Below are 16762 nucleotides of genomic sequence, written 5' to 3'. Positions count from 1 at the left end.
CATAGACAGGAGGAGAAACAATGGAAAAACTAAAGATTGTGACCATAGGCGGTGGTTCCAGCTATACACCGGAACTGGTGGAAGGTTTCATCAAAAGATATCATGAACTGCCAGTGACTGAATTGTGGCTTGTTGACATCGAGGAAGGAAAAGAAAAGCTGGAGATTGTAGGAAACCTTGCCAAGAGAATGGTGGAAGCTGCAGGCATTCCAATGAAAGTATTCCTCAGCCTGGATCGTAAAGAAGCCCTGAAAGACGCGGATTTCGTAACCACACAGCTTAGGGTCGGACAGCTGCAGGCACGGATCCTCGATGAACGGATTCCACTTTCCCATGGCATCATAGGCCAGGAAACCAATGGAGCGGGAGGGATGTTCAAAGCATTCAGGACCATTCCAGTGATTTTGGATATTGTGGAAGATATGAAAAAGCTTTGTCCGGAAGCATGGCTCATCAATTTTACAAATCCAGCTGGTATGGTAACGGAAGCGGTTCTTCGCTATGGCAGCTTCCATAAAGTGGTGGGACTCTGCAATGTGCCTGTGGGTATGAAAAAGACCATGGCAAAGCAGCTGGAAGTATCGGATGAAGAAGTAGATATGAAAATTGTGGGTCTGAACCATCACTTCTTTATGACAGACGTCTTTGTGAACGGCAAGTCCCGAATGAAGGATGTACTAGAGAAGTATGAGCATATGAATGAAGAAGACCAGACTGAAATGAAGAACATCATGGTGATTCCTTGGTCCAAGGAGCTCATCCGAGGTCTTCAGGCTATTCCTTGTCCCTACCTGTCCTACTACTTCTTTACAAAAGAGCAGTTGGAACATCAAATGGAACTTTTCCAGAAGAACAATGTAAGAGCTGAGTTTGTAAAGGGGGTAGAAGATGAGCTCTTCTCGCTCTATCAGGAAGAATCTTTACATGAGAAACCCAAGCAATTAGAGCAACGTGGTGGTGCGTTTTATAGTGATGCTGCTTGTAACCTGATTTCTTCCATCTATAACAATAAAGGCGACATTCAGTATGTGAATACAGTCAATAAAGGTGCGCTAACAAACTTTCCAGTCGATACAGTAGTGGAAATCGCCTCAAAAATTACAAAGGATGGACCGGTACCTCTGTCCGCTGGAGAAATACCTGTGGCTCTCCAAGGAACCATCACAACAATAAAAACCTTTGAACGTATGGTTTGTGAGGCTGCGGTTACTGGGAATAAAGATCTTGCTATTGCTGCTTTAACGTTGAATCCGCTTGTACCATCGGATAAAATTGCAGTAGAGGTATTTCGGGATCTTCTAGAAGCACATAAAGCATATCTGCCACAATTCAAGGAGGAAATGAATTCATGAGAAAATTAGGATTATCCATATACCCTGAAAAGTCAACTATGAAAGAAATAGTGACTTACCTGGAGTTAGGCAGAAAGTACGGATTCACGAGGATTTTCTCCTGTCTGCTTTCTGTGACCAAATCTCCTGAAGAGATTAAAGATGAGTTTCTTCAGCTGAACCGGTATGCCCATAAACTAGGATATGAAGTCATTGTCGATGTTTCACCAAGAGTTTTTGGGGAACTGGGCATCAGTTATCAGAATCTTCTATTCTTCCATGAGATTGAAGCTGATGGAATCCGTCTGGATCAAGGCTTTACTGGTCTAGAAGAATCACTTATGACATTCAACCCATATGATTTGACAATTGAAGTGAATATGAGCAACAATACCCATACCATTGACACCATCATGGATTACCTGCCTAAAGAAAGCCATCTCATCGCATGTCATAATTTTTATCCGCACATTTATTCAGGACTTTCCAAAGAGCATTTTATGAACTGCACGAGACGATTTAAGAAGCATGGTATTCGAACCGCTGCGTTTGTAACAAGTCAGGTGGAAGGATCCTATGGGCCATGGCCTGTCGCAGATGGCCTGCCAACCATGGAAATGCATCGTTACCTTCCAGTGGAAGCACAGGTGAAACATCTGATTGCTTTAGGTGGAATTGATGATATCATCATCTCCAACTGCTTTGCCAGTGAAGAAGAAATGAAAGCTTTATCTTCCATGAGAAAAGATATGGTGACCTTCCAAGTACAGCTTATAGATGAGCTTCCTGAACTGATGAGAAAGATTGTACTTGAGGAGATGCATTTCAACCGTGGAGATGTTTCAGGAAACTACCTGAGATCAACACAAAGCCGTGTGAAGTTTAAAGGAGAACACTTCCCCCTTTTCCATGCACCAGAGATCATCAGAAGGGGAGATGTCATTGTGGAATCCAGTCTTTATGGACACTATGCAGGCGAACTTCAGATTGCGCTTTCTGATATGAAAAACTCAGGAAAGAGCAATGTGGTAGGACATATCGTTGTAAGTGAGCAGTTTATTCTGGATGATATGAAACCGTGGCAAAAGTTTAATTTTACAGAAAAGTAGGGGATTGTATGTATTATATAGGTATCGATGCAGGAGGAACAAAGACTTCTTTGAGTCTCTATACTGAGAGTGGGGAGCTTGTAGAAAATATTCAACGTCCTACCTGTCATTTCATGAAGGTAGGGTATGAGGGAATGGCTGAGATCCTCTTGGAAGGTGTACGGGAGCTCATAGAAAACCATCAGATTGGTTTAGATGCAGTGTTTATTTCCTTTGGTTTGGCTGGTTATGGAAAAGATGCAAAGATCAGAAGCTCCATTGACCAGGCTCTTTCAAATAAATTTGAGGGCTTTCATTACTGTGTCTACAATGATGTGGAAGCTGCTCTTTCAGGCGCTTTTAAAGGGGAACAAGGCATAATACTCATTGCGGGAACTGGTTCGATAGCCTATGCAATAAATGACAACGAAATGATCAGAGCGGGTGGATTTGGATATGCTATAGGTGATGAAGGAAGCGCATACTGGATTGCGAAGCGTATGTTAGAAACTGTAACAAAAATGGAAGATGGTCGTCTTGAGAAAACTTCATTATATCAGCATCTTCTAGACCGACTCTCTCTTCAGAATGGGTTTCAGCTTATTGGTTATGTGATGAATACCTTAGGGAATGAAAGAGATCAAATTGCCTCCTTAGCGCAATATCTTTACGAGGCTGCTCAGTTAGGTGATTCAGCAGCGATATCTATATACAAGGATGCCGCCAAGGAGCTTTCAGAACTGGTCAAAGCGGTCAGCAAAGAAGTGAATGGACAAAGAAAAGTTGCTTATTATGGTGGTGTGTTCAAGTCCGGTGCATATATTCTCGATCCTTTGAAAGAGTACTTAGGATCAACATATCATCTGATGGAACCTACGGAAACTCCTGAGTTTGGAGCATTTATATTAGCAAAGAGACAGTATATGACTAAAGTCGAACCAAAGGAAATCCTCTAGTAACATGAGATCTATGGTGTCAGTCTATTCCCTTTGGGAGGGCGATGAAAGCAACAATGAATATCAGAGTAACTCCGTGTGGTGTTACTGATTTTATTTAGGAGAAGAGGTTATCAAAATGAGATAACTCTTCTTTTTTCTCTTGATGAAAAGAGTATTGAACTTGCAGAAATTGCGTTTTGAGTGGTAAAAAATGCTTTGAAAATTCTACTTTTTCATGCAAAAAGAATACTTGAAGAAAGCGGAAAGTCGACTTATCCTGTGATGGTTAAAATACAATTGTTTAAAAATTAGCATTCATTTAAGAATAAATTTGTGTAAATATAAAAAATACAATTGAATTATTCTTAATCAGTGAAATATCTGACTTTGAAAATAGCTTTTGAGATTCATTGAATAAATTAGTCAAGTTTTTCATGCTTTGTATTTAAGGTGTAATTTTCACCACAAAAGGGCACTTTTCACTGGTTAAAATTTAGACTATGATAGAGGCATCAAATGAAGTTCAAATGAAAGGAAGGTACACTATGGCATTTATACACGACAATTTTATGCTGAAAAATGAAACCGGCAAGAAGCTTTATCACGAGTATGCAAAAGACATGCCGATTTATGACTACCATTGTCATCTGGATCCAAAACTCATCGCAGAGAACAAGAGATTCAAAAACATCACTGAAATCTGGCTGGGAGGCGACCACTACAAGTGGAGAGCCATGAGAAGCACAGGCATCAGTGAAGAGTACATCACAGGAAACAAGTCTGACTTTGAGAAGTTTGAAGCTTTCTGTGCCACCATGCCTTACTGCATCGGAAATCCTCTCTATCACTGGTCCCATATGGAACTGAAAATGTATTTTGGCATTGAGGACACCATCTGTCCAGAAAATGCCAAGACCATCTGGGAAAAAGCCAACAAGGTCATTGAGGGGGAAGCGTTCAATGTGAGAACGCTCATCAAAGAGTCCAATGTGGCTATGATCTGCACCACAGATGATCTCATCGACACTCTGGAGCATCATAGAGCCATCAAAGAAGATAAAAGCTTTCAGACCAAAGTGCTTCCAGCACTTAGACCTGACAAGCTCCTTAACATCGACAAAGACGGCTTTGCAGACTACATGAAAAAGCTCTCTGACATCGTCGGATTTGATGTGAAAGACGTGAAGAGTCTCCTTGCCGCAGTAGAAAACAGAGTGGACTTCTTCCACGAAAATGGTGCAAGACTTTCTGACCATGCTCTGGACACGGTTTTCTTTGAAGAGTACACAGAGGAGGAGATTGCATCCGTTTTGGAAAAAGCTCTTTCGGGAGAAACGCTGACTGCGTTAGAAACTGCCAAGTACAAGTCCTTTGTCCTCGTGGAGCTCGGAAAGATGTACAAGAAGAGAGACTGGGCACAGCAGTATCATATTGGCGCATTAAGAAACAACAACACCAGAATGTTTAATAAAATGGGGGCAGACATCGGATTTGACTCCATCAATGATGAACTGGTGGCAAGACCTTTATCGAAGCTCATGGATACCTTGGACAGAGAAGACAATCTGCCAAAGACCATACTCTATAACTTAAATGGCAGAGACAATGATGTCATTGGCACAATGCTTGGGAACTTCCAGGGGGAAACCAATGGGGTCATGAAGATTCAGTTCGGATCTGGCTGGTGGTTCAATGATCAGAAAGATGGTATGGAAAAGCAGATGATCTCTCTGGCAAATCTGTCACTTCTGAGAAAATTTGTGGGGATGCTCACAGATTCCAGATCATTCATCTCTTACCCAAGACACGACTACTTCAGAAGAATTCTCTGCAGCCTTCTTGGGAAATGGGTGGAAGAAGGAGAAGTGCCTGAAGACTACGCTCTGCTGGGACAGATGGTGAAGGAAATCTCTTATCTCAACGCAGTAAAATACTTCAACATGTAAGAACGAAAAAGAAACAACATACCAAAACATACCGAAAAAGTCTGGAGTACTGAAGCTCCAGACTTTTTTTGTGGAAAAAAGGAGGGTGGTGTCCTCAGCGATATGTGCACCCATTATGAATTTCTCAACAAAAAACAAACAAATATTCATTAAACTTGTTTAAAGGAAGTCAGAGTAATGTAGCGGAAAACGTTGCCCGTAAACCGTTACAAAGAATTATCCGAATATTTGGAGTTTATGAGAGCTATTTCATATTTCGTTCATAATCGCGGTTTTTTTCGAGTTTCCACAATTAAATTTCATAAAACCATAGAAGATTAAAAAGGTGTATTCTTTTGATTTGCAATGTTTATAGCGATTTGAAGAATGTTGCGCAATTAAGTGAAAAGGTATACACCGGAAAATGTACAATTCGTAAAAAAACTTCCTAAATTTATGAATTTACCTGTTGACGCACTAGTATACCAGTGTTAAACTTTAGTTAAGGTCCTGTGAAAAGGATAACATCAAAAATGATCCTTTTAGGGAAAGAAGGGATAACAGCAATGAAAATGATTTTAAGATGGTTTCCCTTTGGAGATGACAGTGTAACACTGAAGGAGATCCGCCAGATACCAGGAGTCACAGGTGTCGCTACCTGTATGCCGAAGATTCCGGTCGGAGAGGTGTGGCCTCTGGAGATGCTTGAATCTCTGAAGAAAGAAATCAATGACGCGGGACTTGAAATGGAAGTCATCGAGAGTGTCAATATCCATGAGGATATCAAAAAAGGACTCCCAAGCCGCGACCGGTATATTGAAAATTACATTAGAACTCTGGAGCATCTGTCCAAAGTGGGCGTGAAAGTGCTCTGCTACAATTTTATGCCCGTGATGGACTGGGCAAGAAGCGATCTGTCTCTGGAACTGCCTGATGGCAGCCAGGTCATGGCCTACCGTCATGAGGAAGTGCTAAAGATGAATCCCAAAGTCATGGCAGATGTCATGGCGAAGAAAGCACGTGGTTACAGCCTGCCTGGCTGGGAACCTGAACGTCTCGATGCCATGGCAAAGGATATTGAGTTCTACCAGAATATGACCCAGGAAACCTACTGGGAAAACATGAAATATTTCCTCGATACGGTGATTCCTTATGCGGAGCAGTATGATATCAAACTTGCCATACATCCTGATGATCCGCCATGGCCGCTTTATGGGCTGCCTAAAGTGATCACAAACAGGGAGAACATCCGAAAGTTCCTGGATCTCAACAAGAGTCCTTATAATGGACTGACCTTCTGTACTGGAAGCCTTGGTTCGGATCTTAAGAACGATCTTCCGGAGATGATCCGGGAGTTTGGCAAAGAAGGCAGAATCCATTTTGCGCACATACGGAATGTAAAGCATCTGACGGAAAAAGATTTTGATGAATCTGCGCATCTGTCCAGCTGCGGAGACCTTGATATGTTCGAAGTCATGAAAGCTTATGACGAAGTGGGCTTTGAAGGATATGTAAGACCAGACCATGGAAGAATGATCTGGGGCGAGAAAGCAAGACCTGGCTATGGACTCTATGACAGAGCCATTGGGGCCAATTACCTTCTGGGTCTTCAGGAAGCCATCTCAAAAATGAAAACCCGATACAAATAGGGAAAAGGGGATACTTCTATGGAAATCACAGCAAGGAAAAGTAAAGAAACCGCTCGGGATTATGCCTTCCGCACCTTGCGGAAGAACATTGTGAACCTGAAGCTTCAGCCTGGAAGCATGGTCAGTGAAAAAGAACTGGCCGATGAAATGGGCATCTCCCGTACACCAACAAGAGAAGCGCTCATAGAACTCAGTAAAAGTCAGATTGTAGATATTCTTCCTCAGAAAGGAAGTTATATTTCCAAGATTGACTACAGTCTGGTGGATGAAGCCAGATTCATGAGACTGGTTCTGGAGAATGCGGTGGTGGAAACGGTATGTGAGGTAGCCACGGAGGAAGATCACAGGATCCTACTCCAGAACATCAGCATGCAGGAGATTTATCTCAACTCCAGTTCATTCCGCCAGTTTTTCCAGCTGGACAATGAGTTCCATGAACAGCTCTTCATCATCGCGAGGAAAACGCAGATTTATCACCTCATGGACAGCATGATGATTCACTTTGACCGGGTGAGAATGTTGAGACTGCTCACAGACAAAGAAGTGCAGGAACTCCTGGACGACCACCGTGCCATTTTGGATGCCATTATGAGAAAGAGCAAGATCGAAGCCGTTGCACTTATGACCAGTCACCTATCCCGTTATAAAGTGGATGAGGAGCTCATAAGACGTGACCATCCTGATTATTTTGTGTAGCGCATCATAACGTTTAGTGCACACGAAAGGTAGAGGAACATGGGACCATCCCATGTAAGGAGGTGAGGCCAGGCGGAAAGAAGTACAGACCATCTACAGATTCCATAAGGAATCAGGGATCTTAATGTTGTTACCAATTAAAAAATATAAATTTACAGGGGGACAAAATGAAAAAGAAGTTATTAGCCATGATCATGAGTTTAACACTCGTTGCAAGCCTTGCAGCATGTGGACTGCAGGAGCCAGAAGCTCCTGAAACACCAGAAACACCAGCTGAAGAGCCAGGTGAGGAAGAACCAGCTGAAGAGCCTGGTGAAGTTGAACCAGAAGTAACACTTGTGTATGCAGAAGTTAATCCGCTGGACACCATCGTTGGACAGACAGACCAGGCGTTTGCAGACAAGGTTCATGAACTTTCCGGCGGAAAGATCAAGATCGAAATTCAGGCTTCAGGTGTTCTTGGATCCGAAAACGACGTACTGGATGCAATGCTCGGCGGCGGCGGCACCATCGACATGTCCCGTATCTCCGCATTTGCGCTGACACCATACGGCGGACAGAAATCCAAGCTTCTCTCCATTCCTTACACCTTCGTAAGCAGAGACCATTTCTGGAACTTTGCTACATCTGATCTTGCACCAGAATTCCTTCTTGAGCCACACGATGCTGGAACAGGCGTAAGAGGACTCTTCTATGGAGAAGAAGGTTTCCGTCATTTCTTCACAGTTGATCCAGTAAATGGCATCGAAGACCTGAAGGGTCTGAAGCTGAGAGTATCCAACGACCCAGTTATGAACGGTATGGTCAACGGACTTGGCGCTTCACCAACAGTTGTATCTTTCGGCGAACTGTATTCCGCACTTCAGACTGGTGTTGTAGACGGAGCTGAACAGCCCATCGCAAACTACAAGTCCAATGCATTCCCAGAAGTTGCTCCTAACCTGATTCTTGATGGACATACTCTTGGTGCAATCCAGGTTATCATCACAGACGAAGCTTGGGACGGTCTTACCGAAGAGCAGCAGAACATTCTGATGGAAGCTGGTAAGTATGCATCTGAGTTCAACAGAAAGATCTCCGCAGAAGCTGAAGCTAAGGTTCTGGAAGAACTGAAGGCTGACGGCGTAAACGTTGTGGAAGTTACAGATCTTGCTCCATGGCAGGCAGCTGTTAAGGACGTAGTTGAAGCAGAAACAAAGGACTTCAAAGAACTGTATCAGCAGATTCTAGACATGCAGTAATTTTATACACATAGTTTGATACAGGAAAAGAAACTTCTTTTCCTGTATCTGATGTGAAAGACATAAAGTGCATAAGGAAAGAAACCCTTATGCACTTTTTTTTCACAAAAGATTAATGAAGGAGGTTCCCTATGCAAAATGAAGTTAGAGCTACGAGCAAAGTGAAGCACGCCTACGATGCGATTTATAATTTTGTTCTGGTTCTCTGCAAACTGCTCTTGATTGCTGATATCTTAATTACAACCATGGCTGTTGCAGGTCGTTATATTGAATTTATTCCGGATCCGGCGTGGAGCGAGGAAGTGGTTCTTACCCTGATGTCCTATACAGCAGTACTTTCTGCTGCTCTTGCCATCCGTAGAAATGCCCACATCAGGATGACCGCTTTTGACAAGTATCTGCCTGAAAAAGCTATTATTGTTTCGGATATTATTGCAGACCTTTTTGTCTTTGCTTTTGCCATCGTGATGCTTGTGGTTGGATGGAATTATGCCATAAAGATTGGTTCCAGGGGCACTTATGTAAGTATGCCTTGGCTTTCCCGTTTCTGGATGTATTTCCCCATTCCCCTGGCAGGGTTTGCCATGATTCTCTTCCTGTCTGAGTCCATGATGGGACATTTTAAAAAGTTCACTTCATTAAAGGAGGCAAAATCATGAGTGCACAATCCATATCCATCTTAATACTCTTGGGCAGCTTCCTTCTTATGATCTTCATGAGATTTCCCATTGCCTACGCAGTAGGACTTGCGTCCATGTTCACGCTGCTTTATGAAGGACTTCCACTGACCACCATCGCTCAGCAGATGGTCAAAGGGATCAGCTCCTTCAGTCTCATGGCAGTACCATTCTTCATCACCATGGGTGTGCTCATGGGATCTGGTGGTATTTCTGAGAGGCTCATCGCCCTGGCCAATGCTTTTGTAGGCTGGATGCGCGGTGGAATGGCCATGGTAAATGTTGTGGCTTCTTACTTCTTTGGTGGAATCTCCGGTTCTGCAGCAGCAGATACCGCATCTCTTGGTAGTATCCTGATCCCCATGATGGTGGATGAAGGATATGACGCGGACTTCTCCACAGCGGTGACCATCACTTCTTCAGTGGAAGGACTTCTGGTTCCTCCCAGCCATAACATGGTCATCTATGCCACCACAGCTGGCGGGATCTCCGTGGGCAGCTTATTCCTTGCCGGATATCTTCCTGGAGCCATCCTGGCGGTGTCCCTTATGATCATGTCTTATTTCATCTCGGTAAAAAGAAATTACCCAAAAGGCGCAAAATTCAGCCTGATGGTGCTCTTTAAACAGATGCTCAGCTCCTTCTGGGCTCTGGCAGCGGTTCTCATTGTTGTGGTAGGTGTTGTAGGCGGTGTGTTCACAGCCACAGAATCTGCGGCCATTGCTGTCATCTACAGCCTGATTGTGTCTGTGTTCATCTACAAAGGCCTCACCTGGAAAGGTGTGTGGAACGCGCTGGGTGAGTGTATCAATACACTTTCCATCGTACTGATCCTCATTGCCACCTCCAGCATCTTCGGATTCATGCTGACAAGACTTCATGTGCCACAGCTGGCAGCCAATGCCATCATCGGATTCACAAACAACCCGATCATTCTGGCACTGCTGCTTAATGTGATCCTTCTGATTCTGGGTATGATCATGGATATGGCTCCGATTATTCTGATTGCGACACCAATCCTTCTGCCCATTGCAACGTCCATCGGAATCGATCCTATCCAGTTTGGTATCATGATGATTCTGAACTGTGGTATCGGTCTTCTGACACCACCAGTAGGTGCGGTGCTCTTCATTGGCTCTGCTGTGAGCAAGCAGCCTATGGAGAAGATTGTAAAAGCAACGATGCCGTTCTTCCTGATGATGATTGTGACCCTGCTGGTCATCACATTTGTCCCTGCGACAAGTATGTGGCTTCCATCCTTATTTAAGTAGGAATGGGCATGAAATACGAATTTCCTTATGTGACCAGAGCGAAGGATCTGTGGAAGATTTCCATGTACAATATTTATCATTCCATGGCTGGGGTGACGAATGTCATCTTCACCGTGGCCATGATCCTTCTTAACATCCGCTACTTCAGTCAAGTGGATGTGATCCTCAAGATTCTCCTTCTTCTTGGCCTGTCCATCTTTACACTGGTACAGCCCACCCTTATCTACCTGCGTGCGAAGAAGCAAGTGGACGGGCTGCCGAAGGGCATGAGCATCGGACTGGATGACAAAGGCATCCATGTGGAGAAGAATGGTCAACGTTCCATTCTCCGATGGAGTAAAGTCCAGGGAATCAAGCGGTATCCTTTTCTCCTGATCATCTTTGCATCGGGGGGGCAAGGGTATATCCTAAGCAATGAAACTTTGGGAAAAGAGAAAGAAGCGCTCTACAGTTTTGTCAAAAGCCATTTGGGTAAAGGCAGAAACTAAAGGAGCAATTGACCTCAAATGAAGAAAGCAGCTGCTGCAAAAGATGCAGACGCTGCTTTTTCATATGGTCTGTTATTTTTTTGACCTATTTTAGAGAGAGAAATCGAAGATGCTTTGAAATATGCTCCTCCAGATGGAAGAAATAGTGGGAGAGGTGCTTTTCCAGAGCTTTGAAAAAGTCATTCTTCAGGAGATAGTCGCCTTTTTCATTTTTGTCTTCCAGTATATAACCGTAGGTGATATGGAGAAGCTGCCGGGCATCGTCATTTCTGAGATACTCCGGAAGATCTTTGTCTTCCACAGTGTCAAGAGCAGGAACCTTTGAAAGGTCGGTGGTCACATGATAGAGGGCTGTAGCATCCTGAAAGCGGAGCAAGGCATGGGCATGGAGTCTTCTGTATAGCGCTGGCTCTTTCTCCGCGATGACCTCCACCGCTTCCAACCAGTTGGTCCCAGCAGTTTTCACATGGAATCTTCCGTGGGTCTCTTCAGCCACGATGGGGAAAATACTGAACTTGTCACTGCCGGAATGCACACTGATCCGGTAGCCGAAATGCTCCGCGATGGCCACGTGAGCTTTAATGTCTTCTCTGAAGGCTGTGAGGTCACCCTTATAGTCGATGCCTTTCTGGAACTCTCCGATGAATCTGGGAGCCATGGTGCTGATGACAATGCCTCGGTCCTTCAGCTCCTTGGCGATGATGTAGTGGGAAATGGGGTTTGTTGGGGTCGCCGTCTCATCAATGGAAATTTCAAAATCCAGCGGAGCCTCATAGGGAAGAATGATTTCTTCGTAGACTTCATGGATGAAGGAGATGGAGTCTCCATAGGTCAGCACATCTCTCATGAGCTGCTCTTTGCCGATGGGCAAGGAAAGACCAGGAAGGTCTGTTTCTTTTCCGAGATACTGGTTTTCATAGTAGCCTCGGGTCCCTTCTGAAAGAAGCTGATATCTCTCTTCCAAAGTCTTTGGATCCAAGTCCAGGATGGTGTTGTCGATTTTTTCTGAGGAATCTAGGGTGATCATGGTGGCGCCGATGGCCAGCTCCTTTAAGATATCCGCCTTACTTTTCAGGTGGTCTCCATCCGCACCATAGCCGCTGGTGTAGCCTTCTGCAAATACCGCGTAGGCAGCTGCGTCAATGACATCCTCATAGGTGCGGTTTGTCATGGTCAGCTCCCGGATGCTCTGCTGTGCAAAGATGGGAAATACCTTGGTGCCTTTCAGCGCATGGATATGGCCGTAGGTGGCAAGACCCAGACGGTCCCCAAGACCCATGGAAGTTCTTTTTTCTACATTGGCCACAGGAGCTGTGTAGGGGAAGAAGCGGTTTAAAACGAGTCTGTTCTCATGGTTCGCCGGGGAGATTTTAACGCCTTCAGTCACATCTCCTTGAAGGTCATCAAAAAGAGGGCCAGCACCATAAGACAGAAGGTAAGAAGCGCCTTCCTCTCTCAGAAGAAGAATCCGTGTGTCTCCATGGGAGGTGTGAGAAGCAGGGAAAAGAGTGAGATTTTCGTAGGATGATTTCAGTGTATCTTCCCGAAAATCCTGAAGAAGATGTAAATTCATAAAAGATCCTCCTAAACATTTAATATTAAAGGTTTAATAATCTACACTTTTATTATACAATAAAATCATGGAGGAAATCGTTGGTTCTTTTGAAATTAGGGAGAAAAACTGAGAACTTTCTGTAAAGTCAAACCTGAAAGAGTGTTCTGTTTGAAAGACGAATGAAATCAAGAAAATCAATGAAATTCAAAGATGAAAAAGGAGAAATGAAATGCTAAAAAATATCAAAGATGTTGTGGAAAAGAAATACGGAAACAAAAAAGAAATGATCCTTCAGTATGGGGAAGGCAACTTTCTTCGAGCCTTCTGTGACTGGATGGTGGAAGAAGCCAATGAAGAGGGTCTTTTTGAGGGAAGCATCGTTCTTGTGCAGCCCATCAGCTTCGGCATGGTGGACAAGATCAATGAACAGGAGGGGCTTTATACCCTCATCATGAGAGGCCTGGAAAATGGGGAGAAAGTGGAGCGCACAAAAGTCATCACTTCTGTATCCAGAGGACTCAATCCTTTTGAGGACTATGAAGGGTATATGAAGCTGGCGGAAAGCGAGGACCTGAAGATTGTCATCTCCAACACCACAGAAGCGGGGATTTCTTATGTGGCGGGGGATGTCTTGGAGGATCAGCTGCCAAAAGCATTTCCAGCCAAAGTGCTGAAGTTTCTTTATCACCGGTACAACCATTTTCAGGGAGACAAGGAAAGAGGACTTCTTTTCCTCCCGGTGGAGCTCATTGACAACAATGGACCAGAGCTGAGACGTATTGTCCTTCAGTATGCGAAGGAGTGGAATCTGCCGGAAGAATTCATCCAGTGGATGGAAGAGACCTGCTATTTTGCAAACACCCTGGTGGACCGTATTGTCACCGGCTATCCAAGAGACGAAGTAAAAGAATACCACGAGAAATTCGGCTACGAGGACAACCTTCTGGTGACCTCTGAAGTGTTCAATCTCTGGGTCATTGAAGCGCCTAAAAAATATGAGTCGCTTTTCCCCATCCACAAAACCAAAGCCAACGTCATCTTCACCGACGATGTGCGTCCTTATAAGAAGAGAAAGGTCCGGATCCTGAACGGAGGACATACCTCCACGGTGCTGGCCGCCTATCTTGCGGGCCATGACTTTGTGGGTCAGTTCATCGAAGATGAAACCTTTAACGGATTCCTGAGAAGCCTCATTTTTGAAGAGATCATCCCCACCATCGATCTGCCCAAGGAGGAGCTGAAGGAATTTGCAGAAGCGGTTTTTGAGCGCTTTGGGAACCCCTACATCAAGCATAGACTGCTGGATATCTCCTTAAACTCTGTATCTAAATTCACTGCAAGGTGTCTTCCTTCTCTTCTGGACTTTGAGAAAGAGAACGGCAAACTGCCGGAAAGAATGGTCTTCTCCCTGGCGGCACTTCTTAAGTTCTACCAGGTGGAGAAAAAGGAAGAAGGCTATGTGGGGGTCCGTGAAAATGGGGAAGCTTATCCCGTGAAGGATGATGAGGACAAGCTGGCTTATTTTGAAAAGGCTTGGAAAGAGATGGCTCTTCCAGACCTTGTGAAAGACGTGCTGGGAAAAGAAGATCTCTGGCAGAGAAACCTTCTGGAAGTGCCTGGGCTTTATGAAGCCACTCTCAAGCATCTGGAGAAGATCACACGAGATGGTGTCATCAGCACGCTGAAAACACTGTAGAAGGAGAAAGAAATGGAAGAGATGAATAAACTTTATCTGATCACAGAAAAAGACAATGTGGCCGTGGCGCTTCTTCCGGTTGTGGAAAAAGAAGAGCTTCAGGCGGGGGAAGAAAAGGTGGTTGCCCTCACGGATATTCCTGTGGGACATAAGATTGCGCTGCAGGATATTGCCTCAGGAGAAGACATCATGAAGTATGGTTTTTCCATTGGCATTGCCAAAGTGGACATCAGAAAAGGGGAACATGTGCATACCCATAATGTGAAGACCGGGCTTCATGATCTCATGGAGTACCGCTATACCCCTAAAAGGGAAGACTACCGAGTCTTCGACGGACCGGAGACTTTCCTTGGATACCGCAGAAAAAATGGTCTAGTCGGCATCCGTAATGAGCTGTGGATCGTGCCCACCGTGGGCTGTGTCAATGGCGTAGCGGAGCTCATTATAAAGAAGTTCAGAGAGCGCGTTCAGCCACAAGGTCTGGATGCCATAGAAGTGTTCAGCCATAATTACGGCTGCTCCCAGCTGGGAGATGACCATGAAAACACCAAGACCATTCTGGCGGATCTTGTGAAGCACCCCAATGCCGGAGGCGTTCTGGTTCTTGGCCTTGGCTGTGAGAACAACACTATGGAGGACTTCAGGCTTGCCGTGGGGGAAGTGGATGAGGACCGGGTCCAGTTCATCGTGACCCAGCAGGTGGGCAATGAGATCGAAGAAGGAATCCGTGCGCTCACAAAGATCTATGAAGCCATGAAAGAAGACCGGAGGGTAGAAGTGCCTGTGTCTGAACTGAAGATCGGTCTCAAATGCGGAGGCTCCGATGGATTCAGCGGCATCACGGCAAATCCGCTTCTTGGGAGATTCTCGGATTATCTTGTGGGAAAAGGTGGCACCACCCTTCTTACAGAAGTGCCGGAGATGTTTGGTGCGGAAACCATCCTCATGGACCGTGCGGTGAATGAAGAAGTCTTTGAGAAGACGGTGCATCTCATCAACGATTTCAAGCAGTATTTCATCGACAACAGACAGCCCATCTATGAGAACCCTTCTCCAGGAAACAAGTCCGGAGGCATCACCACGTTGGAAGACAAGTCCCTGGGCTGCACCCAGAAGGGCGGAAGCTCCCTGGTGACGGATGTGCTGAAGTATGGAGAGCTCTCCACAAAGAAAGGACTGAACCTTCTGAGCGCACCCGGAAACGATCTGGTGGCAGCGACAGCTCTTGGTGCTTCAGGATGTCATATGGTGCTCTTCACCACAGGGAGAGGAACGCCCTTTGGCAGCTTTGTTCCCACGGTGAAGATTTCCTCCAACTCCAGAATCTATGATCTGAAACCCCACTGGATTGATTTCAATGCGGGTCAGATGCTGGACGGAAAGGATTCTGATGACATGACCAAGGAGTTCATTTCCTACATCATCGATGTGGCCAGCGGAACCCTTGTGAATAATGAAGAAGCAGGATTCCGTGAAATCTCCATCTTTAAAACCGGGGTCACCCTATAGAAAATCTCCTAAAAAAACAAAAAAATGACCTTCTCCTTGATGGAATGCCAGGCCTAGGGCTTCTCCATCAAGGGGAAGGTCTTTTTTAAAGAGTGGGGAACCGTTGTCAACTTATCTTTGGCAGTAAATGGTGGAAAACAGCGGGTCATTTTTTTCGTACCCAGCCCGTTCATGGTTAAATCCTTTTCCGATGAACTGAACGGTGCCCATTTTGTCTACCTGATAAATATCCCAGGTATAGCTGTTGTCGTTTTTCTTGTTGAACCCTCCTGTCTGGAAGGCTTTCAGAAGGATCTCTCCTTTATCTCCGACACCGTAGATGTAGGGCTCCACAATCCGCACCAGTCCTTCGTACTCGAATTCAATGAGTTCTCCCTGATCAATGGCTTCACATAGTGTTGTGTTCAAAATATCATCTCCTCGTCTCATCTTCGTTTTCATTTGTAAAAACTATATAGGTAGACCTTACCATGAAAATGTGAGAAACCTTTGAAAAAAACGTTAACTCTTTTCTTTTGCTGTTTGATGGGAGGGAGAAAAATTCATGTGCTGTGATGGCGTAAAGAAAAAACATTGAGAATCAATGTGAAATGCTGTTCTGTATATGGGCGGAAACTGTAACATTTATGAAACCTTTACAAAGAACCGCTATGATATGCTTATTAAGTAGAAGTAAATAGAGAAACAAAAGAAGAAAG

14 protein-coding genes are annotated in these 16762 nt (G+C 44.7%); 12 read left to right on the top strand and 2 right to left on the bottom strand.

Annotated features, from left to right (window positions below; genetic code table 11):
• Positions 1 to 20: 20 nt before the first annotated feature.
• The 10 genes from BM243_RS08780 to BM243_RS08735 all read left to right on the top strand — a co-directional run bounded on the left by BM243_RS08780 (position 21) and on the right by BM243_RS08735 (position 11304).
• Complete coding sequence (locus BM243_RS08780; protein WP_074912003.1) at positions 21 to 1352, top strand: 6-phospho-beta-glucosidase; 1332 nt, start codon at positions 21 to 23, stop codon at positions 1350 to 1352.
• Positions 1349 to 2440 carry a DUF871 domain-containing protein gene (locus tag BM243_RS08775; RefSeq protein ID WP_074912002.1) on the top strand — a complete coding sequence of 364 codons (1092 nt, stop codon included), beginning with the start codon at positions 1349 to 1351 and terminating at the stop codon, positions 2438 to 2440. Before BM243_RS08780 ends, BM243_RS08775 begins: the two co-directional genes overlap by 4 nt.
• An 8-nt stretch (positions 2441 to 2448) precedes the next feature.
• Positions 2449 to 3375: an N-acetylglucosamine kinase gene (locus BM243_RS08770; protein WP_074912001.1), complete on the top strand. Its 927-nt coding sequence runs from the start codon at positions 2449 to 2451 to the stop codon at positions 3373 to 3375.
• A gap of 527 nt (positions 3376 to 3902) precedes the next feature.
• Positions 3903 to 5303: a glucuronate isomerase gene (gene uxaC, locus BM243_RS08765; RefSeq protein ID WP_074912000.1), complete on the top strand. Its 1401-nt coding sequence runs from the start codon at positions 3903 to 3905 to the stop codon at positions 5301 to 5303.
• A gap of 545 nt (positions 5304 to 5848) precedes the next feature.
• Positions 5849 to 6931 carry a mannonate dehydratase gene (gene uxuA, locus BM243_RS08760; protein ID WP_074912123.1) on the top strand — a complete coding sequence of 361 codons (1083 nt, stop codon included), beginning with the start codon at positions 5849 to 5851 and terminating at the stop codon, positions 6929 to 6931.
• An 18-nt stretch (positions 6932 to 6949) separates the two neighbouring features.
• On the top strand, positions 6950 to 7627 hold the full coding sequence (locus tag BM243_RS08755) for a GntR family transcriptional regulator (RefSeq protein WP_074911999.1): 678 nt from the start codon (positions 6950 to 6952) through the stop codon (positions 7625 to 7627).
• A gap of 167 nt (positions 7628 to 7794) precedes the next feature.
• Complete coding sequence (locus BM243_RS08750) at positions 7795 to 8868, top strand: TRAP transporter substrate-binding protein (RefSeq protein WP_074911998.1); 1074 nt, start codon at positions 7795 to 7797, stop codon at positions 8866 to 8868.
• 131 nt (positions 8869 to 8999) lie between these two features.
• Positions 9000 to 9527, top strand: a complete 528-nt coding sequence (locus BM243_RS08745) for a TRAP transporter small permease (protein WP_074911997.1) — start codon at positions 9000 to 9002, stop codon at positions 9525 to 9527.
• Positions 9524 to 10816 carry a TRAP transporter large permease gene (locus BM243_RS08740; protein WP_074911996.1) on the top strand — a complete coding sequence of 431 codons (1293 nt, stop codon included), beginning with the start codon at positions 9524 to 9526 and terminating at the stop codon, positions 10814 to 10816. Before BM243_RS08745 ends, BM243_RS08740 begins: the two co-directional genes overlap by 4 nt.
• A gap of 8 nt (positions 10817 to 10824) precedes the next feature.
• Positions 10825 to 11304, top strand: coding sequence for a YcxB family protein (locus BM243_RS08735; protein ID WP_074912122.1), 480 nt, complete (start codon positions 10825 to 10827; stop codon positions 11302 to 11304).
• A gap of 85 nt (positions 11305 to 11389) precedes the next feature.
• Here BM243_RS08735 and BM243_RS08730 read toward each other — a convergent pair whose 3' ends face one another.
• The gene (locus BM243_RS08730; RefSeq protein ID WP_074911995.1) at positions 11390 to 12877 is read right to left on the bottom strand and encodes a tagaturonate epimerase family protein; all 1488 of its coding nucleotides are present in this window, start codon (positions 12875 to 12877) and stop codon (positions 11390 to 11392) included.
• Between the two features lie 211 nt (positions 12878 to 13088).
• Here BM243_RS08730 and BM243_RS08725 point away from each other — a divergent pair, with 211 nt between their 5' ends.
• Complete coding sequence (locus BM243_RS08725) at positions 13089 to 14555, top strand: tagaturonate reductase (RefSeq protein ID WP_074911994.1); 1467 nt, start codon at positions 13089 to 13091, stop codon at positions 14553 to 14555.
• A 21-nt stretch (positions 14556 to 14576) separates the two neighbouring features.
• Positions 14577 to 16064: a UxaA family hydrolase gene (locus tag BM243_RS08720; RefSeq protein WP_074912121.1), complete on the top strand. Its 1488-nt coding sequence runs from the start codon at positions 14577 to 14579 to the stop codon at positions 16062 to 16064.
• 111 nt (positions 16065 to 16175) lie between these two features.
• On the opposite strand, the gene BM243_RS08715 is transcribed toward BM243_RS08720, so the two are convergent.
• Positions 16176 to 16472 carry a hypothetical protein gene (locus tag BM243_RS08715; protein ID WP_074911993.1) on the bottom strand — a complete coding sequence of 99 codons (297 nt, stop codon included), beginning with the start codon at positions 16470 to 16472 and terminating at the stop codon, positions 16176 to 16178.
• Positions 16473 to 16762 lie beyond the last annotated feature (290 nt).

Origin of the sequence: Proteiniclasticum ruminis, assembly GCF_900115135.1 — a bacterium.
In the GTDB taxonomy this organism is placed as follows: Bacteria; Bacillota; Clostridia; order Clostridiales; family Clostridiaceae; genus Proteiniclasticum; species Proteiniclasticum ruminis_A.
This window is presented reverse-complemented; position numbering and strand designations above follow the sequence as displayed.